Below are 24,990 nucleotides of genomic sequence, written 5' to 3' on the forward strand. Positions count from 1 at the left end.
CACCACCCTTCGGAGACTTCATGGACTTTCCCATTGTGTCGCTCGCACAGATCGAGCGCGAAGCGAAGGAGGCGGCCGAGGCAGGCCATAGCCTCGACTTCGCTTGCCCGTATCCCTTCAACGATCCCGCCGGCCAAGAGTTCCGGCGCGTCTTCAACGCTCGCCGCGCCGCCCTCACCGTGCCGGCATCCGCGGAGGTCGCGCAATGACGTGGATCCTCACGGCCAGCGGCGCCGACTACCACCTGACCGGGACCGCGATCCTTGGTCCCGAAGCGCGCCCCATCCTCATCGAGGACATCGCGCACCATCTCGCGATCATCAATCGCTTCACGGGCGCGACCTCGCGGCCGTACAGCGTGGCCGAGCACTCGCTGCTTTGCTGCGACATCGCCCAGCGCGCAGGCGCGCCGGCCTTCGTGCAGCTCGCGGCACTCATGCACGACGCGCACGAAGCCTACGTCTCCGACGCCAGCAGCCCGGCGAAAACCGCCATCAATGGCTACAGCATGGCCGGTGGCGGCGTGCCGGCGTGGACCGTCTTCGAGATCGAGCACATGAAGGCCGTGCGCGAGCACTTCAACCTGCGAACCGCATTCGCCGGTTATGGCGGCTTCATTCGCGAGCTGGACCTGCAGGCCCTGGCCACCGAGCGCCGCGACCTCACCGCGTACGACCCCGAGCGCTGCGCCGGCTGGCCGGTCCTCGGCGAAGGCGGTCCCACGCCCATCAGGCCGCTCGACTGGGCGCACCTCAACACGACCTATCGCGAGCACACAACGTGGCAAGAGTGGCGCGAGGACTTCAAGAACCGCTTTCATCGGCTGCAGGCCGAGGTGAGGGCATCGACCACAGCGAGGTCTGCATGCTGAATCCTCAATTCGATCTCAACCTCGCCTCGAAACTGGTGGTGGTGCTGTTCGCGGGTTCGGGCGGAAGCTGCACGGGCATTGAGCAAGCCATCGGCCGGCATGTAGACATCGCGGCCAACCACAACGACGACGCAACTTCGTGCCACGCCAAAAACCACCCGCAGACGAAGCACTACCGCGCCGACGTGCGCGAGCTGTGCCCTCGCGAACTCGTTGCCGGCCGCCCCGTGGGCTACTTCCACGCCTCGCCAGACTGCACGCACTTCAGCCAGGCTCTCGGCGGTCAGCCGCGAGACACCGCCATCCGCTCCCTCTCGTGGATCGTGCTGCGGTGGGCCGGCCAGGCGGCGCCGGATGTCATCACGCTCGAAAACGTCGAGCAGATCCGCAAATGGGGCCGCCTGATCGCCAAGCGCGACAAGGCCACCGGCCGAGTAGTGAAGCTGGACGGCATCGTGGCCGAACCCGGCGAAGTCGTGCCGCTGCGAATGCAGCACCTCGTGCCCGACCCGAAGCACGTCGGCAAGACTTGGGAACGCTTCCTGCGCCTCTTGCGCGGGATGGGCTATGCCGTCGAGCACCGCCTGCTATGCGCCGCAGACTATGGCGCACCCACCACGCGCACGCGCCTCTTCATGGTCGCGCGTCGTGACGGTCTTCCCATCTGCTGGCCGACGCAAACGCACTTCCGCAATCCCACCACCGGGCAGATGCGCTGGCGTGCCGCGGCCGAATGCATCGACTTCTCGCTGCCGACCGCGAGCATCTTCGACCGGAAGCGGCCCCTTGCCGAGGCAACCTGCCGGCGCGTAGCGCATGGCCTTAAGCGCTTCGTCCTCGACAGCGCCAATCCGTTCATCGTTCCCGTGACCCACTCCGGTAGCGTTCGCGTGCACGACATCCGCGAGCCGCTTCGGACCATCACCACTGCCCAGCGCGGCGAGTTCATGATGGCATCGCCCGTCATGATCCAGATGGGCCACGGCGAAGGCAAGCCCGGCGCACGCCGGTGGAGCTACGGCGCCACCTCACCGACGAATCCGCTCGGCACGGTCACCGCCAGCGGAGGCGGTCACGGCATCGCCATCGCATCCCTCGTGCAAACGGGCTATGGCGAGCGGGCCGGCCAGGCGCCGCGCGCGCTCGACATCGAGAGTCCCCTCGGGACCGTGGTCGCAGGCGGCGCAAAACACGCGCTGGTCACAGCGTTTGTCGAGCAGGCCAACGGCGGCCACAACACCGTCCCGGCGCGCCCCGCTACCGCGCCTCTCTCGACTGTGACCACGAGCGGAAGTCAGCAGCGCCTCGTGACTGCTGAACTTGCCCACGCAGGCGAGAGCAGCAACGCATGCGAAGCGCCGAGCTACGACCTCGCCCCCGATGCGGAGGCCGGCGCGCTGCGCTGCGCCGCCTTCCTGATCCGCTACTACGGCGAGGGCGGCCAGCTCGGCGACCTGCACGAGCCGATGCACACCATCACAACCAAAGCGCGCCTCGCGCTGGTCACCGTGTGGATCAAGGGCGAACCGTGGGTCATCGTGGACATCTGCCTTCGCATGCTGATGCCGCGCGAGCTCGCGAACGCCACGAGCTTTCCGCCGCAGTACGTCATCGAGCGCGGGCACGACGGCCGGATGTTCTCCAAGTCGAAGCAGATCACCATGATCGGCAACGCCGTTCCGCCGCTGCTGCAGCGCGCTGTGACCGCTGCGAACTACTACGAACGCGACATGCGGAGGGCTGCATGAAGCGCAACAGCCGCCGATCCAACTTCGTCGCGATGGCCTCGGTGGTCGCCGCCCGCCAGGCGCATTCGCGCGGGCGGACCGGCGACGCCTTGAACAAGCTGCGCAGCGCCGTATCTGCCCTCTGCTCTGGCATCGCAGAAGAGACAGTCTTCGCTCACGTCGTGCGAACCCTTGATGTAGCCATCGTCTGGTCCGAGGAATTCGACAGGCTGCTTATTCAGCCGCTGCAGGACGCGCGCGAAGCGCTGGACCGCTGCAATGCGATCTATTGCCGGCATGGCCGCTACGGCTTCGACGGCCTCGGCCTGCAGGCCATGAGAGGCGCGCTCGACGCCTACGAACAGCTCGTTCACAACAGCACCCCCCAACAAATGTGCGACGCCTTCACCGAGGCGCTCGCACGCTCGCGCCGCTGGGATGCGGCAGACGAAGGATTTCTCAAATGATTCACCTCGCAACCGATCAAGACCCCAAGACCGGCGAAGCGCCCGAGGCGGCGGCGTGGCGCTTCGAAGAAAAGTATGCGGATGCAGAGGTTCACACCGTCACCGATGGCCGGCTGCTCGCAGTAGTGCACGCCGGCCCCGAGCAGCAGCGCATCCTTCGCGCCCTGAAGTTGGCCGCATCGGTGGACGGACAGAGCGCCACAATCTTCATCGACTTCAAGCAAGCATCCGACATCCTGTCGATGTTCGGCGGCGAGCCGGGCGAGGTCACGCTGCAGCTCGGACAAGGGCACAGCGGGCGCGGCCTGTATGCGCACTACACCGAGTATCCGGAGGAAGGCGCCGAGTTCCTGGGCATGACTGACGCGGAAGCGACGCCCGTCGCCGATGCGGGAGAAGCGGCCAAGCCGGCGGGCTTGCATCCGGCAACGGCCGCCCTCGTGCGACGCTTCTCCGCAGCACTGACCGAGAAGTTGGCAGCCGCCGAAAAGAAGTACGGCTACAGCGACGGATGGGCGTCGGCCGACTGGATGGAAGAGTGCCGCGCGAAGCTGATGGAGCACATCGCCAAGGGTGATCCGCGCGACGTGGCGGCCTACTGCGCGTTCCTGTGGCACCACGGGGCAAGCACGGCGCCCGCCGCTATACCGGCCGCGCCTATGACGGATGGCGCTGCGCGCGAGCAGGAGGTTGACGAAGCTACCGCCATGAAGGGCGGCCGGTGGGTATCCGCTGACGATATCGAGCACATGACCGGCGAGCTACTGTCGCTTGTCACCGGCGATCCGTACACGCCGACCAAAATGGTTGATGCGTTCCAGACGCTGCGCTCCGCCCTCGCCCATAACGCGCCCATGCAGCAGGACGCGGCGCACTACCTGCTTCCTGGTGACCTCGCGGCGCTCGAGCGGTTCATCGAAACGACCGAAGACGACCAGAGCTACGACATCGGCAAGGCCGCTATCAAGCGCCTCGCAGAGTTGGGCGTCGTGCAAAGCCACAACTTCGGCCGGTACAGCATCACGGCATTCGGCCACTGGGTGCATGAGAAGTGCGCGGCGCTGCCCCTCCTGCTCAACAGCGACCGGGACGCCCGCCACCGCGCAGCAATCCAGCCCACCCAGGGCGCAGCGCCGATGCCCTGGCCCAAGGCCCGCGACGTGGGCCGCCTCGGCGACATGAGCCCGACCGCCAGCATGCGAGTCGGCCTGGACTCCGACAACGATGTCTACGTCGCGGTCTATGGCGACGACGGCGGGGGCAGCGTGGAGTTCTGCACGCCCGGCAGCGGCGGCGGCCAGTCGCCGCGCGTGCGCGAGGCCCTGATTGCCCTCATGGTGGCGATGGAGGAGGACAACGCCACCAGCCCCAGCCGCGACTGGTGGGCTCGGCGCATCGGCAAGCCCGCCCAGGGCGAGGGGGCGTGAGATGGCGAACAAGAAGCCACGACCATCAACGGCGGCAGACATCGAGCTGCGGCTGACCCTCTCGGAAGCCACGCTCGTGCAGGCCGAGATGCAGTTCGGCGTCGACGTGGGCTCGATTCACAAGGACTTCGCGCGAGTCCTGAGAAAGGTAAAGCGCGCCATTGCTACTACTCAACGCGCAGCCCTCAAGAGCACGGGCCCGGGAAGTGCAACACCATGACCGCGATCATCAGCGCCTGCGGCAAGTACCGCTATCGCCTCGAGCGAACCGTTGGCATGGAAGGCCCGGTTTACGGGTTCTTCGGGATCAACCCGAGCACCGCCGATGCGAGCATCGATGACGCCACGGTCCGGAAATGGATCGGCTTCACGAAGGTCTGGGGCGGAAGCCGGTTCATCGTGGGCAACGTCTTCGCCTACCGAGCCACCGATGTGAAAGCACTCGCCGATGTCGAGGACGCTTTCGGCGACGAGATCGGCGACCACACCACGGCAATCATCGAGGATGCCGACATCCTCGTGCCTTGCTGGGGATGCGTCGACAAGGCGCCGCCGAGGCTGCAGTTCGCGTTCGATGTCCTGATGGACGCGCTCCTCTCGTCGGGCAAGCCCGTGAAGCACTTTGGCCTTACAAAAGACGGCTACCCAAAGCACCCGCTCATGCTGGGCTACGACACGAAGCTGCAGGAGGTCGACCAATGAGCGACGCATGCTTCTGCGACTATGACCCGGCCGAGTTCTACTGCAAGACCGAGTACACCGCGCGCAAGGAACACAAGTGCGCGGAATGCGGCCGGGCCATAGAGCCAGGCCAGCGCTACGAGAAGGTCGTGGGCAAGTGGGATGGCCGTCTCGGCTTCTTCAAAACCTGCAGCCGCTGCGCCGCATTGCGTGAGCACCTGTCGGCGCACGTCAGCTGCTTCTGCTGGGCCCATGGCCATCTGCTCGAAGACATTCGCGAGGAGGTGCGTTACCTGCCCGCCGAAGCCCATGGGTCGGGGCTGCTCTTCGAGCTGGGCCGCATGGCCGTCGCGATCAGGCGAGCCCCGCGGTACTGCGCATCACGCGGAGGCGCCCGATGAAGCTCACGAAGGCCCAACGCGCGACCCTACGCGAGAAGTTCGCCGGCCGCTGCGCGTACTGCGGCGTTGACCTGGGCGAGCGCTGGCACGTAGACCACTTCGAGCACGTCGAACGGAAGATGAAATGGACTGACGCGCCAAACGGCACGCGCCGACTGGTCTGCACCGGGGAAGTCCACCGGCCCGAGCGCGACACCATCGGCAACCTGATGCCGTCCTGTGCGCCGTGCAACATCGACAAGCACGCGATGACGCTCGAGGACTGGCGCCGGAAGCTGCAGAACGCGGCCGAGGTGCTGCGCCGGAACCAGCCGACATACCGCCACGCCCTGCGATTCGGCCTCGTGCAGGAGACGGACGCTCGGATCGTCTTTCACTTTGAGCGCGCGGCTCTTCAGGAGGCCGCCCGGTGAAATCAATCCACCTCGAGGTCGAACTGCATCTGCAGCTGCCGCATGACGCGCGCTATATCCACGCGATGCGTAGATTGATCGGTCATCACCTTGACCGTCCAGTTCGGGCCGCCCTCGTGGCCCGGATCCATCCACACCACGCCGCCGCGCGCCACGTCCGTGAGTTGCCCGCGAAGGTCGGGAATTTCTTTGTCAATACGTGCGAGCAACAGCTCTTGAAGCTGCTCGGCGGTGCGGGTTGGCTTTGCCATCCTGTGATTATGTGAAAAGGGAACACCTCACAATGGCTCCGCCTGAAATCGTCAACACTACCCCTTTTCCGCCAGCTACACAGCTCGTTCGAACGGAAGATCGGCTGATCTATCGCAGCGAACTCTGTCAGTTGACTGGCGTTGGATCAGAAGCCGTACGAAGATGGATCAAAGCCAAGAAGATCCCACCACCGGACGTAGCAATCAGTCAGAAAACCATGGCCTGGAGACTTTCTACTCTTCGCGCGGCGGGCATTGGGCTCATTTAGGCATTTCTCCCGGATTGCTTCATACTTACACCAACTTTTTCGGCGGAGGAGCGAGTGTCAACATCTTCGATACGGAACATTGAAAACTGGTTTCACGCAGAGCGCCCAAAATATGAGGCACTTGCAAAAGCGGTATCGTCTACTCTTGAAAATCTGATCGAAAGCGCGGGAATCGTAGGAACATCTGTCGCTTACAGAGCAAAGACCCCCAAGAGTTTCTCCGAAAAAATTCGAAGAAAAAAATACACAGACCCGCAACGCGAGATGACCGATCTTGCAGGAATTCGCGTTATCACTTTGATTGAACGCGACGTTTTACTCGTTGGCAACCTAGTTGAACGAGCATTTGCAGTACACGCAGCCGACAGTTACGACAAAAGCACAGAACTTGGATTTGATAGATTTGGATATCGGTCGGTGCACTATGTTTGCGACTTGGGTCCAAAGCGAATTGATTTAGAAGAAATGGCCCGATTTGCCAATGTGCCGTTCGAAATCCAAATTCGAACATCCCTTCAGCATGCTTGGGCAGAAATCGAACACGACAGGGGCTACAAATTCAAAGGCGTGCTGCCTAATGAATTCAAACGCCGCTTTCATTTGCTTGCCGGGCTACTCGAGTCCGCTGACAGGGAATTTGGCAGACTAACCGAAGACTTAGAGCGGTATGCAAGCGAAGCCGAGTCAAAAATAAGTCAGAAAATTCCCGTCGACCTAAACAGCACAACAATAGAGTCTCTGCTTTCGTTGGTATTTAGCGAGAATGGATCCGATGTCGAAATCGACTCAGGAGGAATTGATAAAGCATTTATAAAGGAAATGAGGGACTTCGGAATAAAGTCGATATCAGATATAAGAGATATACTCACCCCTGATTTTGTGCTTCAATCCCAAAATGAAACATCCGTCGGCATTTTGAGAAATGCAATGATGTACAAAGACATTGATCGATATTTTCGTAATGCCTACAAAGATCAATGGCATGGATGGGACAACTTCTCGGTCCAAATGATGGAAAGAAAATATGGCGAAGACAAAGTGATGGCCATTTTTCGAGAATTCAACCCCATCATGGAATGGGAGTTAATCGAAAGCTCTCCTGGCCTCAAATAAAATCAGCTGTGGATTTCAACTTTTGTCATAGCTGATTCATCTAGCCAATCCGCCCACGCTTGCATCATGGGCCGCCGCACCCGCATGTACTCGGCCCGGTTGTAGGCGGCCCGTACCTTGTCTTCCGGCGAGTGAGCGAGCTGGCGCTCGATGGCATCGGGCGGATAGCCGTGCTCGTTCGCCCAGGTGGAGGCAATAGACCTCCACCCATGGCCGGTCATCTCGCCCTTGTAGCCCATCCTCGCGATCAGAGCGAGCACGGTGTTCTCACTGATAGGGCGGTCGATTCGATGATCCGAGGGAAACACGTAGTCGCAGCCCGGCCGCCGGCGCGACCACATCGCAGCAAGGATCTCGAGCGCCTGGCGCGGCAACGGCACGAGGTGGTCTTTATCCCGCTTCATCCGCTCGCTGCCGATCTCCCAGAGATCCCCCTCAATCTCCTCGAAACGCATCATGCGCATTTCGCCAGTGCGCACCCAGGTGTACGCCATGAAGCGGCAGGCCAACACCGAGGTGAGATCCTTCTCGAAACTCAAGCGCCTCAAGAATTCAGGCACCTCCCGGAGGCTCAATGAAGCGTGATTCTTGACCTTGCGACGGCCGAACGCCTTCTTCGGGTTTATCAACTCGGCCGGGTTGGTCTTCGCGAGATCCTGCTCGATGGCCCAGTCGAAGACCTGGGACACCCACATGCGCACCTTGCGCACGAACACGAAGCGGCCCTTTGCATCCATCCGGTTCAGCTCGGTCAGCAGCATGGCCCTATCGATCTCTGCAGTCGCCTTCTCGCCGAGCTGCGGCTTCAGGTGAAGCTCGAGAGCCCGTAGCGCGTTCGCCTTGTAGTCGGACGAGACATCTTCACGGCCCTTCCAGTAGGCTTCGCAATCCTCCCAGAACGTAGTCTTTGGGCGTTTTTTCTTCGTGACAGGGGCCACGCCCTCCAGTAGGCCTTTCCGCAGCTCTGCGGACCGCACACGAGCCTCCGCCAGCGTGACCAAAGGGTAGGCCCCGAGCGATTTCTGTTTCGGTGTGCCATCGACGCGATAGGCCAAGCGCCAGACCTTGGCGCCTGTCGGGGAAATGAAGAGGTGAAGGCCGTGGCCGTCGAAGAGCTTGATCGGCTTTTCCCCGGGCTTCGCGGTCTTGCAGATGGTGTCGGTGAGGGTGTTTGTAGGCATCGTGATCGGATGCCGCTCGATGCCTACAACGATGCCTACCGAGCGCCGGTGTGGAACGGCTTTTGACGGTGGGAAATCGACGGAAACGCAGGCGTCAGAATCGGCTAAGGCCTTGATTCTGCTGGGTTTTCGGTGGGGAATGGGCAAAAAAATAGCCCCTTGCGGGGCCATTCTTGGAGGAGAGGGAGGGATTCGAACCCTCGGTACTATCGCTAGTACGCCTGATTTCGAGTCAGGTACATTCGACCACTCTGCCACCTCTCCGGTTGCTCTGTCGAGCCTGCGATTATAGCCAGGAAAATCGACACAACCATCCCGTGCCGCGATTTTCCTGTCGTTTTTTCGTCAGCCGCGCAGCACCTCGGTGCCGCCCAGGTAGGGCCGCAGCACCTTCGGCACGTTGATCGAGCCGTCTTCGTTCTGGTGGTTCTCGAGCACCGCCACCAACGTGCGGCCGACCGCCAGGCCCGAGCCGTTGAGGGTGTGCACCAGCTCGTTCTTGCCCTGGGCATTCTTGAAGCGCGCCTGCAGGCGCCGCGCCTGGAAGGCCTCGCAGTTCGAGACCGAGCTGATCTCGCGGTAGGTGTCCTGCGCCGGCAGCCAGACCTCGAGGTCGTAGGTCTTGGTCGAGCCGAAGCCCATGTCGCCGGTGCACAGCAGCACGACGCGGTACGGCAGCTCGAGCGCCTGCAGCACCACCTCGGCATGGCCGGTCATCTGCTCGAGCGCCTCGTAGCTCTTCTCGGGATGCACGACCTGCACCATCTCGACCTTGTCGAACTGGTGCTGGCGGATCATGCCGCGGGTGTCGCGGCCCGCGCTGCCGGCTTCCGAACGGAAGCACGGGGTGTGGGCCGTGAGGCGGATCGGCAGCTGCGCCTCGGGCACGACCTCGTCGCGCACGAAGTTCGTGAGCGGCACCTCGGCGGTCGGGATCAGGTAGAGCGCCGACAGGTCGGGCGCGGGCTCGCCGTCCTGGCCGCCCTTCTTCGCGGCGAACAGGTCGCCCTCGAACTTGGGCAACTGGCCGGTGCCGCTCAGGGTGGCGGCATTGACGATGTAGGGCACGTAGCACTCGGTGTAGCCGTGCTGCTGGGTCTGGATGTCGAGCATGAACTGGGCGAGCGCGCGGTGCAGCCGCGCGATCGGGCCCTTCATGACGGTGAAGCGCGAACCCGAGAGCTTGGCGCCCATCTCGAAGTCGAGGCCGAGCGGCGCGCCCAGGTCGACGTGGTCCTTCGGCGCGAAGCCCAGCGGCGTGGCCGAGGCGCCGGCGCCGCCCTGCGGGCTCCAGCGGCGCTGCTCGACGTTGCCGGTCTCGTCCTCGCCCAGCGGCACGCTGGCATGCGGCAGGTTGGGCACGGCCAGCAGCAGCGCCTGCAACTCGGGCTGGATCTCGTCGAGGCGCTTCGATTGCGATTCCTGCTCGCCCTTGAGCGCGTTGACCTCGGCCATCAGCGCGTCGACCGACTCGCCCTTGGCCTTGAGCGGGCCGATCTGCTTGTTCAGCGTGTTGCGGCGCGCCTGGATCTCCTCGGTGCGGGTCTGCAGCGTCTTGCGCTCGGCTTCGAGCGCGGTGAAGGCCGAGACGTCGAGGTAGGGCTGGTTCTTCTTGCGTTTTTCGAGGCCGGCCACGGCGGCGGCCAGGTCTTTGCGGAGCAGGGTGATGTCGAGCATCGCCCGATTTTAGGTGGGCCAGACGGCACCCCGCCCCGCGCGGGGCTGGTTCAGCCGACGGTGGCCGGATCGACGTTCGCGCCGCAGACGATCAGGCAGACCTTCTCGCCCGCGCGCGGCACGTAGGCGCCGCTGTGCAGCGCGGCCAGCGGCAGCGCGGCGGCCGGTTCGACGGCCAGCTTCATCTCCTTCCACAGCCACTGCTGCGCGGCGCGGATCGCCTCGTCGGACAGCAGCAGCGCATCGGCGACGTGGCGCTGCGCGATGTCCCAGGCGATGGCGCCGATGCGGCGCGCGCCCAGCGAATCGGCCGCGATGCCGCCGACCTCGACGTCGACCGGCGCACCGGCCTCGCGGGCCCGGAACAGCGTGGGCGCGCCCTCGGGCTCGAGCGCGATCACGCGCGCGCGTTGCTCGAACCAGCCGGCGAGGCCGCCGATCAGGCCGCCGCCGCCCACGCTCACGAGCACGGCATCGGGCAGGCCGCCCTGGGCCTCGATCTCGCGGCCCAGCGTGCCGGCGCCGGCCACCACCTCGGGCTGGTCGTAGGCATGGGTCAGCAGGGCGCCGGTTTCGGCCTGGCGCGCCAGGCAGGCGGCCAGCGCATCGGGATAGAGCTGGCCAACCACCACCACCTCGGCGCCCAGCGCGCGCAGGCGCGCGCGCTTGGCCTCGGGCGAGACGCCGGGCAGGTAGACCTCGCAGCGCACGCCGAGCGCGCGCGCCGCGGCGGCGGTGGCGATGCCGGCATTGCCGCCCGAGGCGACGATCACGCCGCTCTCGGGGATGCCGTTGGCCAGCAGCCGGTTCATCATGCCGCGCGCCTTGAAGCTGCCGCTGACCTGCAGGTGCTCGAGCTTGAGCCAGACCTCGGCGCCGGGCGCCGCGACGCCGAGCGCGGCCGCCGGCAGCTTCCACAGCGGGGTCTGGCGCAGGAAGTGGTTCGAGCGTTCGTTCAGGCGTTGCCAGGCGCTATCGATTTCGGAGCGCCATTCGGTGATTGCGGCAGCGGTCAAGAGATGTGTCCAGGAGGAGGAATGTCGGCCAGCTTGAGGCCCTTGGGCAGCGGGAACTTGATGGTTTCCTCGATGCCGTCCATCTTGCGCACCGAGACCGCGCCGAACGCGCGCACGCGCTCGATCACCTCGCGCACCAGCACCTCGGGTGCCGAGGCGCCGGCGGTCAGGCCGATGCGGGTCTTGCCCTCGAACCATTCGGGCTGGAGCTCGTCGGCCGAATCGACCATGTAGCTCTCGGTGCCCAGGCGCTGCGCCAGTTCGCGCAGCCGGTTGCTGTTGGAGCTGGTGGGGCTGCCGACCACGATCACGAGGTCGACCTGCGGGCTCATGATCTTCACCGCGTCCTGGCGGTTCTGGGTGGCGTAGCAGATGTCCTGCTGCTTGGGCTCGCGCACGGCCGGAAAGCGCGCACGCACGGCGGCGGCGATCTCGGCCGCGTCGTCCACGCTCAAGGTGGTCTGCGTGACCACCGCGAGCTTCTCGGTCTGGCCCGGCGCGACGCGCGCGACGTCCTCCACGTCTTCCACGAGGTGGATGCCGCTCGAGAGCTGGCCCATCGTGCCCTCGACCTCGGGATGCCCCTTGTGGCCGATCATGATGAACTCGTAGCCTTCCTTGGCGAGCTTGGCGACCTCGACGTGCACCTTGGTCACCAGCGGGCAGGTGGCGTCGAAGATCTCGAAGCCGCGGTCGCGCGCCTCCTGCTCCACCGCCTTGCTCACGCCGTGCGCGCTGAACACCAGCGTGGCGCCGGGCGGCACGTCCGACAACTCCTCGATGAAGATCGCGCCCTTGGACTTGAGCTCGTTGACCACGTAGGTGTTGTGCACGATCTCGTGGCGCACGTAGATCGGCGCGCCGAACTTGGCGATGGCGCGCTCGACGATCTCGATCGCGCGGTCCACGCCGGCGCAGAAGCCGCGCGGCTCGGCGAGGATGACTTCCTCGATGCCTTCGTTCATCGTGCCTCCCCGGCCGCGGCGGCGCGTGCCATCACAACACCCCGATCAGTTGCACTTCGAAGGTCACGGGCTGGCCTGCGAGCGGATGGTTGAAATCGAAGCGCACGCCGGTCTCGTTGGACTCGATCACCGCGCCGGCATAGCTGCCGGTGCCGTCGGGCGTGGGGAACTGCACCACGTCGCCCACGGCGTACTGCTCGTCGGGGTCGCCGATCTGCGCCAGCAGCTTCTTCGCGACCCACTGCTGCATCTCGGGATTGCGCTCGCCGAAGGCCTCGCCGGCCGGCAGCTCGAAGGTGGCGTGCGCGCCCTCCTCGAGGCCCAGCAGGCGCTGCTCGACCGCCGGCGAGAGCTCGCCGTTGCCCAGCGACAGCGTGGCGGGCTTGTCGGCGAAGGTGTTGATGATGTCGCCCGCGGGCCCGGACAGCCGGTAGTGCAGAGTCAGGAAGGAGCCGGGGGTGACGACGTGGGGCGTTTGGGACATGGGGGCAGCAATGGTTGACAAAGACAAGACGGGTGTCCCGATAAACTGGGCTGCATTTTAAGGACGGGCGCTTCCACCCGCCCCGTTCAAGGTTTAGCAGGCTCTCCATGGCTTTCAAGGATCTCCCCGAACATGCCCGCCCGCGCGAGAAGCTCATCGCGCGCGGCGCCGCCGCGCTGGCCGACACCGAGCTGCTCGCGCTGCTGCTGCGCACCGGCGTGGCCGGCAAGAACGTGCTGCAGCTCGCGCAGGAGCTGCACGAGCGCTTCGGCGGCCTCGCGGGCCTGCTGCAGGCCAGCCCCGAGCAGTTGCGCGGCGTGCGCGGCATGGGCGGCGCCACCAAGCGCGCCGAGCTCATCGCGGTGCTCGAGCTCGCGCGCCGCGCCATGGCCGAGCAGCTCTCGCAGCGCACCGTGCTCGACGCGCCCGAGGCCGTGCAGCAGTACGTGCAGCTGCACATCGGCACGCGGGCGCACGAGGTGTTCGCGGTGCTGTTCCTCGATGCGCAGCACCGGCTGATCGTGCTCGAGGAGCTGTTCCGCGGCACCCTCACCCAGACCAGCGTCTACCCGCGCGAGATCGTGCTGCGCGCGCTGCACCACCATGCGGCCGCCGTGGTGCTGGCCCACAACCATCCGAGCGGCAGCATCGAGCCCTCGCGTGCCGACGAAGCCCTCACGCAAACGCTGCGCGCCGCACTCTCGCTGGTCGACGTGCGCGTGCTCGATCACGTGATCGTGAGCACGGGCCGCAGCTTCTCGATGGCCGAACGGGGGTTGCTCTGATGGCCGCCGCACGTCCGCCCGCGCCCAGGAGCCTGAAGAACCTCGCCGACCTCAAGCAGGTGCAGCGCCAGCTCGCCGAAACCCGCGAGCGCGAAGCGGCCGAGGCCGCCGAGCGCGCCGCGGCCGAGCGCAAGCGCGCGGCCGAAAAGGACCTGTTCGCGCGCGCCGTCGGCGCCACCGAGCCGCTGCGCCCCAGGACGCGCACCGTGCCGCTCGCGCCCGAGCCACCGGCGCCGATCCCGGTGCAGCACCAGCTCGACGAGCAGCGCGTGCTGCGCGAATCGCTGTCCGACGAGTTCGATGTCACCACCTTGCTCGACGTCGACGACGCCATGAGCTTCCGCCGGCCCGGCATCGGCACCGACGTGACCGCACGGCTGCGCAAGGGCGACTGGACGATCCAGGCCCAGGTCGACCTGCACGGCCTGCGCAGCGACGAGGCGCGCGAGGCGCTCGGCGGCTTCATCCGCAACGCGCACAAGCAGGGCCTGCGCTGCGTGCGCGTGGTGCACGGCAAGGGGCTGGGGTCGCCCGGCAAGCAGCCGGTGCTCAAGACCAAGACCCAGCGCTGGCTGATCCAGAAGAACGAGGTGCTGGCCTTCGTGCAGGCCAAGCCGGCCGAGGGCGGGGCCGGAGCGCTGGTGGTGCTGCTGGCGCCGGTTAAGCGCTGAGCTGCTCCCTCCGGCAGGAGGGAGCCCCCCTCACTTGCTCAGATCGAGCTTGTAGACCGAGCGCCCCTTCCCGCTCCCGTCGTCCGCCGTCAGCAGCGAGACGTTGTCCAGCCCCGCCGCCGTCGCCGACGCGAGCTGGCCCTGCCCCGAGGTGAACACCACGTTGCCGGCCGTCGTGGCCTTGGTGAAGCGCCAGCTGCGCGCCGCGCCGTTGGCCGCGCGCGTGATGGTCTTCTTCGCCTTCACGTAGGCGATCAGCACGTCGCGGTTGGCATCGGGCGAGGCATAGATCGTCGCGCGGCCGTCGAGCGCGGGGATGAAGCTCGCGCCGCTGGTGGCGCGGTAGTTGTTGGTGGCGATCACGAATTCCTTGGCCGGATCGATGGCCGCGCCCAGGTAGGTGAGGTTCCGGATGCGGCTGCCGACCTCCTGCGTCACGTCGATCTCGTACTGCACGTCGGGCGTGGTGAACATGTCGAAGTTGTAGCCCGGGAAGGTGCCGATCAGCTGCTGGTCGGCCGTGGCCGTGGTGCTGATCCTGTTGAAGCGCTTGGCCGCGGCCTCGAGCCAGGCCTTGATCTCGGCGCCCGTGACCTTCACTGCGTACACGGTGTTCGGGTACAGGTAGAGGTCGGCCGCGTTGAAGATCGCGAGGTTGCCCACGGCCACGTCGGTGTAGTCGCGCCCGCCCTCGTAGCCCGACTTGAAGGGCGCGCTGACCGACAGCACCGGCAGGCTCGCGTACTGCGGCAGGTTGGCCTGGATGTAGCTCTTCACGTAGTCGGCCTGGGCCTGGTTCACGATCTGGATCGCGCCCGGGTCGCCGACGTCGGCGAAGTAGGTGTTCATGCGGAAGTCGGTGCTGCCGATCGGCGTCTTCACGTAGTCGATCGCGGCCTGGTGCTGGGTCTCGATCAGCGGCGCGATGGCCGGGTCGGCATCGACGTAGACCGCCTTGCCCGCGTCGTCCTTGCCGGTCTGGGTGGAGCGCGCCTCGACCGCCGTCTTGCTCTTGTCGATGGCCCAGGCCTTGCCGTCCCACGACAGCTCGAGCTTGATCACCCCCAGCGCCTTGCCCCACGAGCTCGGCATCACGGCCGGCACGCCGTTCACGGTGCCGGCGGCGTTGTGCACGCCCGGCTGCTTGAAGCCGGGGCTGGCGCCGCGGTCGGGGAACACGCCGTGCTGGTGGCCCATCAGCAGCGCGTCGATGCCCGGCACCTTCGACAGGTGCAGGCCCGGGTTCTCCATGGTCGGCGTGTAGGCCGCGGCGTCGAGGCCGCCGTGCTGCAGTGCGACCACGATGTCGGCGCCCTTGGCGCGCAGCTCCGGGATGTAGCGCGTGGCCGCTTCCACCGCGCCCTCGGTGCGCAGCTTGCCCTCGAGATAGCGCTTGTCCCAGTTCATGATGCCCGGCGTGGTGAAGCCGATCACGCCGACCTTCAGCGGCACCGTCACGCGCGAACCGTCGGGCGCGGTGGCGGTGAAGCGCTTGTTGACGATGGTGTAGGGCGCGAGCAGCGGCTTGCCGCTCTTCACGCTCTGCACGTTGGCCAGCACCAGCGGGAAGTTCGGGCCGGCGCACTTCTTCGTGCCGTCCACGCCCTCGACGTCGAGGCCGCCGCCGATGGCCTGGTTGAGGAAGTCGAGGCCGTAGTTGAACTCGTGGTTGCCCAGCGTGCCGGCGTCGAAGCCAGCGGCGTTCATCGCCTTGTACATCGACAGCGGCTGGGTGCACGGGATGCGGCTCACCAGCGCCTCGTAGTCGGCCAGCGCGGTGCCCTGGATGGTGTCGCCGTTGTCGAACAGCAGCGTGTTCGCGAACTCCTTGCGCGCGGCCGCGATCAGGGTGGCGGTGCGCTCGTAGCCATAGGACTTGTCCTCGGCGAGCTTGAAGTAGTCGTAGCTGCGCACGTTGAAGTGCAGGTCGGTGGTCTCGAGCAGCGCGACGGTAGCGCGCGTGCCGGCCGCGATCGGCGCGGGGGCGGGCGCCGGGGACGGTGCCGGCGCGGGCGGCGGCACCGGCAGGAACACGCCGCCGCCGCCATCGCCGCCGCCGCACGCGCTCAGCATGGCGGTGGCGATCAGTGCGGCGCAGGCGGTCATGGACGCGGTGCGTGGAAAGCGGGTGTTTGCGCGTGGCTTCATCGAAAGGTCTCCCTCCTGTTCAAGGAAGACCAGTCTCCGAAGCCGAAGTGACAGTCCGGTGAATGAATCCTGAAATGCAGCCGCGTTGCGACAAGCCGTGACCGGATGTTTACGCGAGGTGATTCTTAAGTGGTACCGCAGCGTCCGCGATCGCCGCGGGGTCGGGGCTGCGGCCCGCGTCGAGCAGCTTGCGGCTCATCATGTGATCGACCGGCGCGTTCACCGATTCCACGCACGCGAGTTGCCCGTCGACGTAGTGGAACAGCGAGAAGGCGTCGGGCTTGGGCCCCGCGCGGCGCACCGTGACATGGCCCGCCGTGCCCTCGGCCGGCACCAGGCCCACCATCTGCAGCCGCATGCCGCCCTGGTCGGACCAGAACCATGGCACCACGTCGTGCGCGCGCGCCGTTCCCAGCAGCGTCGCAACCGCGGTGCGCGCCTGGTCGTTGGCGTTTTGCACCGACTCGAGCCGCAGCGCGCGGCCCGCGCGCCGGTCGGGGAAGCGCGTGCAGTCGCCAACCGCGAGCACGCCGGCCGCACTGGTCTGCATGTGCTCGTCGACCACGATGCCGTCGGCGCATTCGATGCCTGCGGCCTGCGCGAGCGCGGTCTCGGGCACCGCGCCGATGCCCAGCAGCAGCAGGTCGACCGGCTGCGGCGCGCCGTTCACGCGCAGCGACACCAGCCGGTCGCCCTCGACCTCGAAGCCGTCGGCGGTCGCGCCCAGCACGATGTCGATGCCGGCGGCGCGGTGCGTGGCCAGCACGTGGTCCGAGAGCTCGGGCGAGACCGCGCGGCCCAGCAGGCGCGGCGCGCTCTCGATCACCTGCACCTCCTTGCCGAGCGCCTTGGCGGTGGCCGCGACCTCGAGGCCGATGAAGCCGCCGCCGAGCACCGTGACGCGCTGCGCCTCGGCCAGCCGCGCGCGCAGGCGATGCGCCTCGTCGGCCGCGCGCAGGCTCGCGACATTGACCAGCTCGTGCGAGAGCGCGGCGATCCGGCGCGCGCGCGTGCCGGTGGCCAGCACCAGCGCTTCCCACGGCAGCACCGCGCCCGAGCGCAGGGTCACGTTGCGCGCCTCGCGGTCGATGGCCACGGCCGCATCGCCCAGGTGCAGCGTGATGCCGGCCTCGCGGTACCAGTCGGCCGCCTTGTGCGGCTGCGTGGCTTCCTCGGCGCTCTTGAGGAAGGCCTTCGACAGCGGCGGGCGGTGGTAGGGCTCGCAGGCCTCCTCGCAGACCAGGTGCACGCGCGCGCCCTGCCCCGCCTCGGCGAGACCGGCGCACAACTGGGCCGCCGCGTGGCCGCCGCCGATGATGACGATGGAATTCATGAAGTGAGTCTTTCGAAGGTCGTTGTGCTCAGCCGGCGCGGTTGCGCATCCAGTCGGCGGTCTTGAAGAAGGAGTCGCGCAGCCGCGCGCGCAGGTCCTCGGGCACCTCGGTCTCGCCCATGGCCTGGTCCATGCACGCCAGCCACTGGTCGCGTTCCTTGATGCCGATGCTGTGGCCGCCGATGCTCTGCGGCAGGTGGCGCGCGCGCAGCATCGGATGGCCGAAGCGGTCGGTGTAGTAAGCGGGGCCGCCGAGCCAGCCGCAGAGGAACCAGAACAGCCGCTGGCGCGCGTTGTCGAGGTCGCTGCCGTGCACCGCGCGCAGTTGCGCGTAACCGGGCTCGAGGTCCATCAGGTCGTAGAAGCGCTCGACCAGCGCGCGCACTTTTTCCTCGCCGCCGATCCATTCGAAGGGCGTGTCGAAGGGCGGCTTGTCCTGGATCTGCATCGCTCAGCCCACCTGCACGAGGCCGGGGATCGGCACGTCGGGATTGGCATCGGCCGCGTAGTCCACGCCCTCGATGCCGAAGCCGAACAGGCGCAAGAACTCGGCCTTGTAGCCCGCGAAGTCGGTCAGCGCCTGCAGGTTCTCGCTCGTGACCTGCGGCCAGAGCTCGAGCACGCGCGCCTGCACTGCGGGCGCGAGCTCCTTGCGGTCGGCGCGCAGCCGGCCTTCCTCGTCGAGCGGCGGCGCGCTGCCGTAGAGGCCTTCGCGGAACAGGCCGTCGACCTGCTCGATGCAGCCCTCGTGCGTGCCCTCTTCCTTCATCACCTTGAACAGCAGCGAGAGGTACAGCGGCATCATCGGGATCGCCGAGCTGGCCTGCGTGACCACGGCCTTGAGCACCGCCACGCGCGCATCGCCGCCGCCATGGGCCGCGAGCTTGGCGCGGATCGCGGGCACGGTGCGGTCGAGGTCCTTCTTGGCCGCGCCGATCGAGCCGTTCCAGTAGATGTCCTGCGTGATCTTCTCGCCGAGGTAGGTGAAGGCCGTGGTCTTCGCGCCCTCGGCCAGCACGCCGGCTTCGTGCAGCGCGTCGATCCACAGCTGCCAGTCCTCGCCGCCCATCACGGCCACCGTGTTGTCGATCTCCTCCTGCGTCGCGGGCTCGAGCACGGTCTCCTTGACCGTGCCGCTGTCGGTGTCGATGCCGCGCAGGCTCACCGCCTGGCCGATGGGCTTGAGGGTGGAGTTGAAGATCTGGCCGGTCTTCGGATGGGTGCGCCGCGGCGCCGCGAGGCTGTAGACCACGAGGTCGACCTGGCCCAGGTCCTGGCGGATGGTCTCGATCACCTGCTGCTTGACCGCATCGGAGAAGCCGTCGCCGTTGATGCTCTTCGCATAGCGGCCCTCGGCCGTGGCGAGGCGCTCGAAGGCGGCCGTGTTGTACCAGCCGGGCGTGCCGGTCTTGGTGGCGCTGCCGGCGCGCTCGAAGAACACGCCCAGCGTGTCGGCGCCGCCGCCGAAGGCCGCGACGATGCGCGCCGCGAGGCCATAGCCGGTGGAGGCACCGATCACCAGCACCCGCTTCGGCGCGCCCGCGACCGGGCCCTGGGCCCGCACGTGCTCGATCTGTTGCCGGACATTGGCCTCGCAGCCGACGGGATGGGTCGTGACGCAGATGAAGCCACGCACGCGCGGTTGGATGATCATGGGGAGGAAGGCAGTCTGGGAAAGGAAAAGGACGGGTGGCGCGCGAGGCGCCGGGCACCGGTCTCTTGACGGGCGCGCGGGCGCGAATTTACCGCACGTTCATTCCCATGCGGCCATGTACATATATGGATTGACCATTTAATGAACCGAAGTTTTGTTGATATGGTGCCGCCCTTGCATTCACAGAAGGAGAAGAAACACATGCGCCTGAACATCCTCGCCGCGGCCCTCGCCGCCTCCGCCCTGCTCGCGGGCACCGTGGCCCACGCCGACCAGCTGGCCGACATCAAGAAGAAGGGCGAACTCGTGGTCGGCGTGCTCGGCACCGACGAGCCCGCCACCTTCATCGACCCCAAGACGCGCCAGATCGTGGGCTACGAGGTCGACCTCGCCAACGCCATCGCCAAGAAGATCGGCGTGAAGACCACGCTCAAGCAGATCGCCGTGGCCGCGCGCATTCCCGAGTTGCAGCAGGGCCACGTCGACCTGGTCGCCGCCGGCCTCACGCACAACAAGGAACGCGAGGCGCAGATCGACTTCTCGCTGACCACCTTCGTGACCGGCCAGAAGGCGATCGTGAAGAAGGACAGCGGCATCGCCGAGGTATCGCAACTCGGCGGCAAGAAGGTGCTGACCATCCGCGGCGGCACCCAGGAACCCAACATCCGCAAGGCCGTGCCCACGGCCGACGTCGTGACCTTCGACACCAGCCAGCAGGCCTTCCAGGCGCTGCAGCAGGGCAAGGGCGTGGGCTACGTCGACGACGAGGCCGCGCTGCTGCGCAGCTACGCCAAGCTCGGCCCGCAGAAGGCCCAGTACGTGGTGCTCAAGCAGAACCTCAGCACCGAGGCGCTGGCCATCGGCATCAAGAAGGGCGAGACCGGCCTGAAGGCGGTGGTGGACGACACGCTGCGCGAGCTCGAGAAGTCGGGCGAGGCCGAGAAGATCTTCGTGAAGTGGTACGGCCCGAACACCGCCTCGGGCTTCCAGACGCGCGACTTCAAGTTCGAGAGCGACAAGATCGACTGATCTCCCATATCGGGATCGGGCCACCGGACGCAGAGGACGCGAAGGTTTCGCAAAGGACGCGAAAAGAGAAAGAAAGTCTTCCAGGTTTTCTTTCGCGCTCTTCGCGTCACCTTCGCGTCCTCTGCGTCCGGCTGCCCGCATTCGGCAGCCGCCCCATTGCCCGCCACGCTCCCGGGTAGTGGGCGGACTCCTCTCGCGGCAGCGATACTGTCGCCCCCATGCCCCTGTTCGACTATTCCTTGCTGCTGACCGGCAAGTACCACGACATGCTCGTCGCGGGCTTGTGGCTGTCGCTGCAGCTGCTCGCGGCCTCGCTGGTGTGCGCGCTGCCGATCGCGCTCGTGGTGGCCATGCTGCGCCTGTCGCCGCTGGCGCCGCTGCGCTGGCTCGGCTTCGCCTACGTGGAATCGATCCGCAACATCCCGCTGCTGGCCCACATGCTGTTCTGGTACTTCGGCGCGCCCGAGCTGCTGCCCGAAGGCGTGAAGCAATGGCTCTACGCGGGCCACATCGAGGCCTACAGCGCGATCGTCGCGCTGTCGCTCTACACGGCCGCCTTCATGGCCGAGGACATGCGCAGCGGCATCCGCTCGATCCCCGCGGTGCAGTTCGAGGCCGGCCGCGCGCTGGGCTTCGGCTGGCTCGCGACGATGCGCCGCGTGGTGCTGCCGCAGGCGCTGCGCGTGACCGTGCCGCCGCTGATCTCGCAGACCCTGAGCCTGTGGAAGAACACCTCCATCGCCACCGTGATCGGCGTGGCCGAACTCATGTACCAGGCTGGCCAGGTCGAAAGCGCGACCTTCCGCAGCTTCGAGTCCTTCGCCTTCGCGAGCGCGGCCTACCTCACGGTCTCGCTCGCCATCACGGCGCTCGCGAGCTGGTACCACCACCGCTTCCCGGTGAGGACGCTGTGATGCGCACGGAGGCTTCGCGATGATCGAGCTGATCCAGGACTACTGGCTCTACTTCCTGATCGGCCAGTACCCCAACGGCCCGCTCGGCGGGCTGGTGCTGACCCTGCTGCTGGCCTCGTGCGGGCTGGTGCTCGCGCTGCCGCTGGGCATCGTGCTCGGCCTGGCGCGCGTGAGCCCGTGGCGCTGGCTGCGCTGGCCGGTCAGCGGCTTCGTGTTCGTGGTGCGCGGGCTGCCGCTCCTGATGGTGATCTTCTGGGCCTACTTCTTCCTGCCCAGCGTCACCGGCGTGAAGACCGACCAGTTCGCCACGATGCTGATCGCGCTGGTGGTGTTCGACGCCGCCTACCTGGCCGAGATCGTGCGCGCCGGCATCCAGGGCCTGCCGCGCGGCCAGATGGAGACCGCGCGCGCGCTCGGTCTGAGCTGGAGCCGCGCGATGCGCCTGGTGGTGCTGCCGCAGGCGCTGCGCAGCATGCTGCCCTCGCTGGTGAACCAGTTCGTCTCGACCATCAAGGAGACCTCGCTGGGCTACATCATCGGCCTGGCCGAGGTCTCGTTCATCGCCACCCAGATCAACACCCAGGTGTTCACCAAGCCGGCCCAGGTCTTCGGCATCCTCGGGCTGACCTATTTCATCCTCTGCTTCGGCCTCTCGCGCTTCGCCTACTGGCTCGAGCGCCGCCTCGCGCGGCGCGGCCTGCCGGTGGTCGCGGTCACCGAGGGCCGGGCCGCCGCCCGCAAGGCTTCCGCATGATCGAACTCCAGAACGTCAACAAGTGGTACGGCAGCTACCACGCGCTCGTGGACGTGAGCGAAACCATCCACAAGGGCGAGGTGGTCGTGGTCTGCGGCCCCTCGGGCTCGGGCAAGTCCACGTTGATCCGCACCTTCAACCGGCTCGAGGCGATCCAGTCGGGCCGCATCCTGATCGAGGGCAAGGACATCCACGCGCCGGGCACCGACGTGAACGCCTTCCGCTCGCGCATCGGCTTCGTGTTCCAGCAGTTCAACCTGTTCCCGCACCTCACGGTGCTGCAGAACTGCACCATGGCGCCGATGCAGCTGCACGGCCTCTCGCGCGCGCAGGCCGAGGAACGCGCGATGGCGCTGCTCGCGCGCGTGGGCCTCGCGAACAAGGCCCGGGCCTGGCCCAGCGAGCTGTCGGGCGGCCAGCAGCAGCGCGTGGCGATCGCGCGCGCGCTCGCGATGCAGCCGCCGGTGATGCTGTTCGACGAACCCACGAGCGCGCTCGACCCCGAGATGGTCGGCGAGGTGCTGCTGGTGATGCGCGACCTGGTGCGCGACGGCATGACCATGGTCTGCGTGACGCACGAGATGGGCTTCGCGCGCGAGGTCGCCGACCGCGTGATCTTCATGGACGAGGGCAAGGTGCTCGAGCGCGCCACGCCCGATGACTTCTTCAACCGCCCGCAGCATCCGCGCGCGCAGCAGTTCCTGTCCGACATCCGCTCGCCCTTCGCACGCATCCCATGACGAATACCGCTTCCCTCCAGACCCTGCCCGTGATCGACGTCGCGCCGCTGGTGGCCGGCGACGCGCCGGGCCGCGAGGCCGTGGCCGCGCGCATCGGCGAGGCCTGCCGCGCGCACGGCTTCTTCTACGCGACGGGGCATGGCGTCGACCCCGCGCTGGTGGCGCGGCTCGAGACCCTGAGCCACCGCTTCTTCGACCTGCCCGAGGCGACCAAGATGCAGTGGCGCATGGCGCTCGGCGGGCGCGCCTGGCGCGGCTACTTCCCGCTCGGCGGCGAACTGACCTCGGGCCGGCCCGACTGGAAGGAAGGGCTCTACCTCGGCACCGAGCTGCCGGCCACGCATCCACTGGTGCAGGCCAGGACGCCGGTGCACGGGCCGAATCTCTTTCCCGACGCGCCGGGCCTCGAGGACTTCCGCGACACCATCCTCGGCTACATGGCGGCCGTGACGCAGCTCGGTCACCGGCTGATGGAAGGCATCGCGCTGAGCCTCGGCCTGCCCGCCGACTACTTCGCGGCGCGCTACACGGGCGATCCGCTGATCCTGTTCCGGCTCTTCGACTATCCCTCGCAGCCGGTGCCCGAGGGCCTGGACGTGCAATGGGGCGTGGGCGAGCACACCGACTACGGCCTCTTGACGATCCTGCACCAGGACAGCGTGGGCGGCCTCGCGGTGCACACGCCCGCGGGCTGGATCGATGCGCCGCCGATCGCGGGCTCCTTCGTCTGCAACATCGGCGACATGCTCGACCGCATGACCGGCGGCCTCTACAAGTCGACGCCGCACCGCGTGAAGCGCAACACCTCGGGGCGCAACCGGCTGTCGTTCCCGCTGTTCTTCGATCCCAACTTCGAGGCGCGCGTGCAGCGCATCGAGGGCCTCGCGGGCGCGGTGGCCGCGGACGACAGCGCCGAGCGCTGGGACCGCGCCAACGTGCACGCCTTCAGCGGCCGCTACGGCGACTACCTGCTGGCGAAGGTGTCGAAGGTGTTCCCGCAGCTGCGCGACGAAGTGCTCTGAGGCGCGCTCGCCGGGAGGTCGAGGAACTCGTCCTCCCAGCGGCCGACATCTGCGCCGGGGTCGGAGATCGGCACCAGCTTGTCGCTGCGGCAGTAGAAGGTCCAGCCCTCGAACAGCACGTCGTAGTAGGTGCCGGGCAGGTAGCGCTCGCTCGGCGCTTCATAGGGTGCCGAGACCACCTCGACGATGCGGCCGACCGCGCGCTCGGTCATCGGCGACGCGAGGCAGCTGTCGAGCACATGGCACAGGGTGCCGATCCTGATCACGGCCGCACCATCTCGCCAGGAAACCAGCGCGGCAGGTGCGCGTTCGCGTCGTGCAGCGACTCGAGCACGTGGAAGGCCTGCTCGACGATCGCCGCGGGCGGGTGCTTGAGGTCCGGCACGATCACCACCCGCAGGCCCGCGGCCAGCGCGGCCTTGGCGCCGTTCTCGCTGTCCTCGAAGGCGATGCACTGCGTCGGGTCCACGCCCAGGCGCGAGGCCGCGAGCAGGTAGAGCGCCGGGTCGGGCTTGGCGCGCGGCACCTCGTCACCACCCGCGAAGGCCTCGAAGTGATGCAGCACGCCGAGGCTGCCGAGGCAGGCCTGGATCTGCCCGCTGGTGGAGGACGAGGCCACGGCGCAGCGCGTGCCGCGCGCGCGCAGGGCGCCCAGGAACTCGGCCGCGCCGGGCTTGATGGGGAACAGCGGCGTGCCGTCGGAGCGTTCGAGCGCCAGCGCCTGGCGCACGTGCTCGAGGGCATGGCGGAAGGCGGCCTGGCCGCCGAGCAGGCCCGAGAGGATGAGCTCGGACTCGGCGGTGGCCAGGCCCACCACCTGCAGGTACTGGGCGTGGCTGAGCTCGACGTCGAGCGTGCGGGCGGCCGCCATCCAGGCGGCCATGATGGGCCGCTCGGAGTCGATCAGCAGCCCGTCCATGTCGAAGATTGCGGCGGAGAACATCGCCACGATCCTACCCTCGAGCCCCGCCCCGAATGACGAAGGGGCCGCAAGGGC

30 protein-coding genes and 1 tRNA gene are annotated in these 24,990 nt (G+C 67.0%); 18 read left to right on the forward strand and 13 right to left on the reverse strand.

Annotation, left to right across the window (positions count from 1 at the left end):
- Positions 1 to 20: 20 nt before the first annotated feature.
- From INQ48_25150 to INQ48_25190, 9 genes are read left to right on the forward strand one after another with little or no spacing between them, the layout of a single operon-like run.
- On the forward strand, positions 21 to 209 hold the full coding sequence (locus tag INQ48_25150; GenBank protein ID QRF56595.1) for a hypothetical protein: 189 nt from the start codon (positions 21 to 23) through the stop codon (positions 207 to 209).
- Positions 206 to 871 (forward strand): hypothetical protein, encoded by a 666-nt coding sequence (locus tag INQ48_25155; protein ID QRF56596.1) that lies wholly within the window; start codon positions 206 to 208, stop codon positions 869 to 871. The genes INQ48_25150 and INQ48_25155 overlap by 4 nt, the downstream gene beginning before the upstream one ends.
- Positions 865 to 2,619, forward strand: a complete 1,755-nt coding sequence (locus INQ48_25160; GenBank protein QRF56597.1) for a DNA cytosine methyltransferase — start codon at positions 865 to 867, stop codon at positions 2,617 to 2,619. The genes INQ48_25155 and INQ48_25160 overlap by 7 nt, the downstream gene beginning before the upstream one ends.
- Positions 2,616 to 3,065, forward strand: coding sequence for a hypothetical protein (locus INQ48_25165; GenBank protein ID QRF56598.1), 450 nt, complete (start codon positions 2,616 to 2,618; stop codon positions 3,063 to 3,065). Before INQ48_25160 ends, INQ48_25165 begins: the two co-directional genes overlap by 4 nt.
- Positions 3,062 to 4,492 carry a hypothetical protein gene (locus INQ48_25170; GenBank protein ID QRF56599.1) on the forward strand — a complete coding sequence of 477 codons (1,431 nt, stop codon included), beginning with the start codon at positions 3,062 to 3,064 and terminating at the stop codon, positions 4,490 to 4,492. Before INQ48_25165 ends, INQ48_25170 begins: the two co-directional genes overlap by 4 nt.
- A 1-nt stretch (position 4,493) precedes the next feature.
- A complete protein-coding gene (locus tag INQ48_25175; protein ID QRF56600.1) occupies positions 4,494 to 4,712 on the forward strand; it encodes a sporulation transcriptional regulator SpoIIID in 219 nt (72 codons plus the stop codon).
- A complete protein-coding gene (locus INQ48_25180) occupies positions 4,709 to 5,194 on the forward strand; it encodes a DUF1643 domain-containing protein (protein ID QRF56601.1) in 486 nt (161 codons plus the stop codon). The genes INQ48_25175 and INQ48_25180 overlap by 4 nt, the downstream gene beginning before the upstream one ends.
- On the forward strand, positions 5,191 to 5,574 hold the full coding sequence (locus INQ48_25185) for a hypothetical protein (protein ID QRF56602.1): 384 nt from the start codon (positions 5,191 to 5,193) through the stop codon (positions 5,572 to 5,574). The genes INQ48_25180 and INQ48_25185 overlap by 4 nt, the downstream gene beginning before the upstream one ends.
- The gene (locus INQ48_25190; GenBank protein QRF56603.1) at positions 5,571 to 5,987 is read left to right on the forward strand and encodes an HNH endonuclease; all 417 of its coding nucleotides are present in this window, start codon (positions 5,571 to 5,573) and stop codon (positions 5,985 to 5,987) included. The genes INQ48_25185 and INQ48_25190 overlap by 4 nt, the downstream gene beginning before the upstream one ends.
- 2 nt (positions 5,988 to 5,989) lie before the next feature.
- Here INQ48_25190 and INQ48_25195 read toward each other — a convergent pair whose 3' ends face one another.
- A complete protein-coding gene (locus INQ48_25195; GenBank protein ID QRF56604.1) occupies positions 5,990 to 6,238 on the reverse strand; it encodes a hypothetical protein in 249 nt (82 codons plus the stop codon).
- Positions 6,239 to 6,401: 163 nt separating this feature from the next.
- Between INQ48_25195 and INQ48_25200 the strand changes: the two genes are divergently transcribed.
- Positions 6,402 to 6,590, forward strand: a complete 189-nt coding sequence (locus INQ48_25200; GenBank protein QRF56605.1) for a hypothetical protein — start codon at positions 6,402 to 6,404, stop codon at positions 6,588 to 6,590.
- Positions 6,562 to 7,620: a hypothetical protein gene (locus INQ48_25205; GenBank protein QRF56606.1), complete on the forward strand. Its 1,059-nt coding sequence runs from the start codon at positions 6,562 to 6,564 to the stop codon at positions 7,618 to 7,620. Before INQ48_25200 ends, INQ48_25205 begins: the two co-directional genes overlap by 29 nt.
- Positions 7,621 to 7,622: 2 nt before the next feature.
- On the opposite strand, the gene INQ48_25210 is transcribed toward INQ48_25205, so the two are convergent.
- From INQ48_25210 to INQ48_25235, 6 genes are all read right to left on the reverse strand, one after another.
- On the reverse strand, positions 7,623 to 8,801 hold the full coding sequence (locus INQ48_25210) for a tyrosine-type recombinase/integrase (protein ID QRF56607.1): 1,179 nt from the start codon (positions 8,799 to 8,801) through the stop codon (positions 7,623 to 7,625).
- Between the two features lie 174 nt (positions 8,802 to 8,975).
- Positions 8,976 to 9,065: transfer RNA gene (locus tag INQ48_25215), tRNA-Ser, on the reverse strand.
- Positions 9,066 to 9,146: 81 nt separating this feature from the next.
- A complete protein-coding gene (serS, locus tag INQ48_25220; GenBank protein QRF56608.1) occupies positions 9,147 to 10,478 on the reverse strand; it encodes a serine--tRNA ligase in 1,332 nt (443 codons plus the stop codon).
- A gap of 50 nt (positions 10,479 to 10,528) precedes the next feature.
- Complete coding sequence (locus INQ48_25225; GenBank protein ID QRF60888.1) at positions 10,529 to 11,479, reverse strand: threonine/serine dehydratase; 951 nt, start codon at positions 11,477 to 11,479, stop codon at positions 10,529 to 10,531.
- Between the two features lie 11 nt (positions 11,480 to 11,490).
- Positions 11,491 to 12,459: a 4-hydroxy-3-methylbut-2-enyl diphosphate reductase gene (gene ispH, locus INQ48_25230; protein ID QRF56609.1), complete on the reverse strand. Its 969-nt coding sequence runs from the start codon at positions 12,457 to 12,459 to the stop codon at positions 11,491 to 11,493.
- A gap of 31 nt (positions 12,460 to 12,490) precedes the next feature.
- Complete coding sequence (locus tag INQ48_25235) at positions 12,491 to 12,943, reverse strand: FKBP-type peptidyl-prolyl cis-trans isomerase (protein QRF56610.1); 453 nt, start codon at positions 12,941 to 12,943, stop codon at positions 12,491 to 12,493.
- Between the two features lie 107 nt (positions 12,944 to 13,050).
- Between INQ48_25235 and radC the strand changes: the two genes are divergently transcribed.
- Together radC and INQ48_25245 are read left to right on the forward strand one after the other, a co-directional pair.
- Entirely contained in the window at positions 13,051 to 13,728 is a 678-nt protein-coding gene (gene radC / locus INQ48_25240; GenBank protein ID QRF56611.1) for a DNA repair protein RadC, read from the forward strand.
- Positions 13,728 to 14,399 (forward strand): Smr/MutS family protein, encoded by a 672-nt coding sequence (locus INQ48_25245; protein ID QRF56612.1) that lies wholly within the window; start codon positions 13,728 to 13,730, stop codon positions 14,397 to 14,399. The genes radC and INQ48_25245 overlap by 1 nt, the downstream gene beginning before the upstream one ends.
- 30 nt (positions 14,400 to 14,429) lie before the next feature.
- On the opposite strand, the gene INQ48_25250 is transcribed toward INQ48_25245, so the two are convergent.
- The 4 genes from INQ48_25250 to INQ48_25265 all read right to left on the reverse strand — a co-directional run bounded on the left by INQ48_25250 (position 14,430) and on the right by INQ48_25265 (position 19,534).
- Positions 14,430 to 16,505 (reverse strand): bifunctional 2',3'-cyclic-nucleotide 2'-phosphodiesterase/3'-nucleotidase, encoded by a 2,076-nt coding sequence (locus tag INQ48_25250; GenBank protein QRF60889.1) that lies wholly within the window; start codon positions 16,503 to 16,505, stop codon positions 14,430 to 14,432.
- A gap of 151 nt (positions 16,506 to 16,656) precedes the next feature.
- Positions 16,657 to 17,880, reverse strand: coding sequence for an FAD-dependent oxidoreductase (locus tag INQ48_25255; GenBank protein QRF56613.1), 1,224 nt, complete (start codon positions 17,878 to 17,880; stop codon positions 16,657 to 16,659).
- A gap of 28 nt (positions 17,881 to 17,908) precedes the next feature.
- Entirely contained in the window at positions 17,909 to 18,328 is a 420-nt protein-coding gene (locus tag INQ48_25260) for a group II truncated hemoglobin (protein ID QRF56614.1), read from the reverse strand.
- Between the two features lie 3 nt (positions 18,329 to 18,331).
- Complete coding sequence (locus INQ48_25265) at positions 18,332 to 19,534, reverse strand: trans-2-enoyl-CoA reductase family protein (GenBank protein QRF56615.1); 1,203 nt, start codon at positions 19,532 to 19,534, stop codon at positions 18,332 to 18,334.
- A gap of 201 nt (positions 19,535 to 19,735) precedes the next feature.
- On the opposite strand from INQ48_25265, the gene INQ48_25270 reads away from it, so the two are divergent.
- From INQ48_25270 to INQ48_25290, 5 genes are all read left to right on the forward strand, one after another.
- Positions 19,736 to 20,563 carry an ABC transporter substrate-binding protein gene (locus tag INQ48_25270; GenBank protein QRF56616.1) on the forward strand — a complete coding sequence of 276 codons (828 nt, stop codon included), beginning with the start codon at positions 19,736 to 19,738 and terminating at the stop codon, positions 20,561 to 20,563.
- A gap of 218 nt (positions 20,564 to 20,781) precedes the next feature.
- Positions 20,782 to 21,477, forward strand: coding sequence for an amino acid ABC transporter permease (locus INQ48_25275; GenBank protein QRF56617.1), 696 nt, complete (start codon positions 20,782 to 20,784; stop codon positions 21,475 to 21,477).
- A 19-nt stretch (positions 21,478 to 21,496) separates the two neighbouring features.
- Positions 21,497 to 22,231 carry an amino acid ABC transporter permease gene (locus INQ48_25280; protein ID QRF56618.1) on the forward strand — a complete coding sequence of 245 codons (735 nt, stop codon included), beginning with the start codon at positions 21,497 to 21,499 and terminating at the stop codon, positions 22,229 to 22,231.
- Positions 22,228 to 22,971: an amino acid ABC transporter ATP-binding protein gene (locus tag INQ48_25285; protein ID QRF56619.1), complete on the forward strand. Its 744-nt coding sequence runs from the start codon at positions 22,228 to 22,230 to the stop codon at positions 22,969 to 22,971. The genes INQ48_25280 and INQ48_25285 overlap by 4 nt, the downstream gene beginning before the upstream one ends.
- The gene (locus tag INQ48_25290) at positions 22,968 to 23,993 is read left to right on the forward strand and encodes an isopenicillin N synthase family oxygenase (protein QRF56620.1); all 1,026 of its coding nucleotides are present in this window, start codon (positions 22,968 to 22,970) and stop codon (positions 23,991 to 23,993) included. The genes INQ48_25285 and INQ48_25290 overlap by 4 nt, the downstream gene beginning before the upstream one ends.
- Here INQ48_25290 and INQ48_25295 read toward each other — a convergent pair.
- Positions 23,936 to 24,259 carry a hypothetical protein gene (locus INQ48_25295; protein QRF56621.1) on the reverse strand — a complete coding sequence of 108 codons (324 nt, stop codon included), beginning with the start codon at positions 24,257 to 24,259 and terminating at the stop codon, positions 23,936 to 23,938. The genes INQ48_25290 and INQ48_25295 overlap by 58 nt on opposite strands.
- Positions 24,256 to 24,936, reverse strand: a complete 681-nt coding sequence (locus INQ48_25300) for an HAD family phosphatase (GenBank protein QRF56622.1) — start codon at positions 24,934 to 24,936, stop codon at positions 24,256 to 24,258. Before INQ48_25300 ends, INQ48_25295 begins: the two co-directional genes overlap by 4 nt.
- Positions 24,937 to 24,990 lie beyond the last annotated feature (54 nt).

The organism is Variovorax paradoxus, assembly GCA_016806145.1.
Classification (GTDB): domain Bacteria; phylum Pseudomonadota; class Gammaproteobacteria; order Burkholderiales; family Burkholderiaceae_C; genus Variovorax.

Bases quoted from the DNA above. Each gene is read 5' to 3' on its own strand.
- INQ48_25250 (QRF60889.1), bottom strand. From the start codon at position 16,505: ATGACCGCCTGCGCCGCACTGATCGCCACCGCCATGCTGAGCGCGTGC.
- INQ48_25160 (QRF56597.1), top strand. From the start codon at position 865: ATGCTGAATCCTCAATTCGATCTCAACCTCGCCTCGAAACTGGTGGTG.
- INQ48_25210 (QRF56607.1), bottom strand. From the start codon at position 8,801: ATGCCTACAAACACCCTCACCGACACCATCTGCAAGACCGCGAAGCCC.
- INQ48_25170 (QRF56599.1), top strand. From the start codon at position 3,062: ATGATTCACCTCGCAACCGATCAAGACCCCAAGACCGGCGAAGCGCCC.
- INQ48_25260 (QRF56614.1), bottom strand. From the start codon at position 18,328: ATGCAGATCCAGGACAAGCCGCCCTTCGACACGCCCTTCGAATGGATC.
- INQ48_25200 (QRF56605.1), top strand. From the start codon at position 6,402: ATGGATCAAAGCCAAGAAGATCCCACCACCGGACGTAGCAATCAGTCA.
- radC (QRF56611.1), top strand. From the start codon at position 13,051: ATGGCTTTCAAGGATCTCCCCGAACATGCCCGCCCGCGCGAGAAGCTC.
- INQ48_25180 (QRF56601.1), top strand. From the start codon at position 4,709: ATGACCGCGATCATCAGCGCCTGCGGCAAGTACCGCTATCGCCTCGAG.
- INQ48_25255 (QRF56613.1), bottom strand. From the start codon at position 17,880: ATGAATTCCATCGTCATCATCGGCGGCGGCCACGCGGCGGCCCAGTTG.
- INQ48_25175 (QRF56600.1), top strand. From the start codon at position 4,494: ATGGCGAACAAGAAGCCACGACCATCAACGGCGGCAGACATCGAGCTG.
- ispH (QRF56609.1), bottom strand. From the start codon at position 12,459: ATGAACGAAGGCATCGAGGAAGTCATCCTCGCCGAGCCGCGCGGCTTC.
- INQ48_25235 (QRF56610.1), bottom strand. From the start codon at position 12,943: ATGTCCCAAACGCCCCACGTCGTCACCCCCGGCTCCTTCCTGACTCTG.
- serS (QRF56608.1), bottom strand. From the start codon at position 10,478: ATGCTCGACATCACCCTGCTCCGCAAAGACCTGGCCGCCGCCGTGGCC.
- INQ48_25195 (QRF56604.1), bottom strand. From the start codon at position 6,238: ATGGCAAAGCCAACCCGCACCGCCGAGCAGCTTCAAGAGCTGTTGCTC.
- INQ48_25270 (QRF56616.1), top strand. From the start codon at position 19,736: ATGCGCCTGAACATCCTCGCCGCGGCCCTCGCCGCCTCCGCCCTGCTC.
- INQ48_25290 (QRF56620.1), top strand. From the start codon at position 22,968: ATGACGAATACCGCTTCCCTCCAGACCCTGCCCGTGATCGACGTCGCG.
- INQ48_25285 (QRF56619.1), top strand. From the start codon at position 22,228: ATGATCGAACTCCAGAACGTCAACAAGTGGTACGGCAGCTACCACGCG.
- INQ48_25190 (QRF56603.1), top strand. From the start codon at position 5,571: ATGAAGCTCACGAAGGCCCAACGCGCGACCCTACGCGAGAAGTTCGCC.
- INQ48_25185 (QRF56602.1), top strand. From the start codon at position 5,191: ATGAGCGACGCATGCTTCTGCGACTATGACCCGGCCGAGTTCTACTGC.
- INQ48_25165 (QRF56598.1), top strand. From the start codon at position 2,616: ATGAAGCGCAACAGCCGCCGATCCAACTTCGTCGCGATGGCCTCGGTG.
- INQ48_25300 (QRF56622.1), bottom strand. From the start codon at position 24,936: ATGTTCTCCGCCGCAATCTTCGACATGGACGGGCTGCTGATCGACTCC.
- INQ48_25280 (QRF56618.1), top strand. From the start codon at position 21,497: ATGATCGAGCTGATCCAGGACTACTGGCTCTACTTCCTGATCGGCCAG.
- INQ48_25275 (QRF56617.1), top strand. From the start codon at position 20,782: ATGCCCCTGTTCGACTATTCCTTGCTGCTGACCGGCAAGTACCACGAC.
- INQ48_25150 (QRF56595.1), top strand. From the start codon at position 21: ATGGACTTTCCCATTGTGTCGCTCGCACAGATCGAGCGCGAAGCGAAG.
- INQ48_25155 (QRF56596.1), top strand. From the start codon at position 206: ATGACGTGGATCCTCACGGCCAGCGGCGCCGACTACCACCTGACCGGG.
- INQ48_25265 (QRF56615.1), bottom strand. From the start codon at position 19,534: ATGATCATCCAACCGCGCGTGCGTGGCTTCATCTGCGTCACGACCCAT.
- INQ48_25245 (QRF56612.1), top strand. From the start codon at position 13,728: ATGGCCGCCGCACGTCCGCCCGCGCCCAGGAGCCTGAAGAACCTCGCC.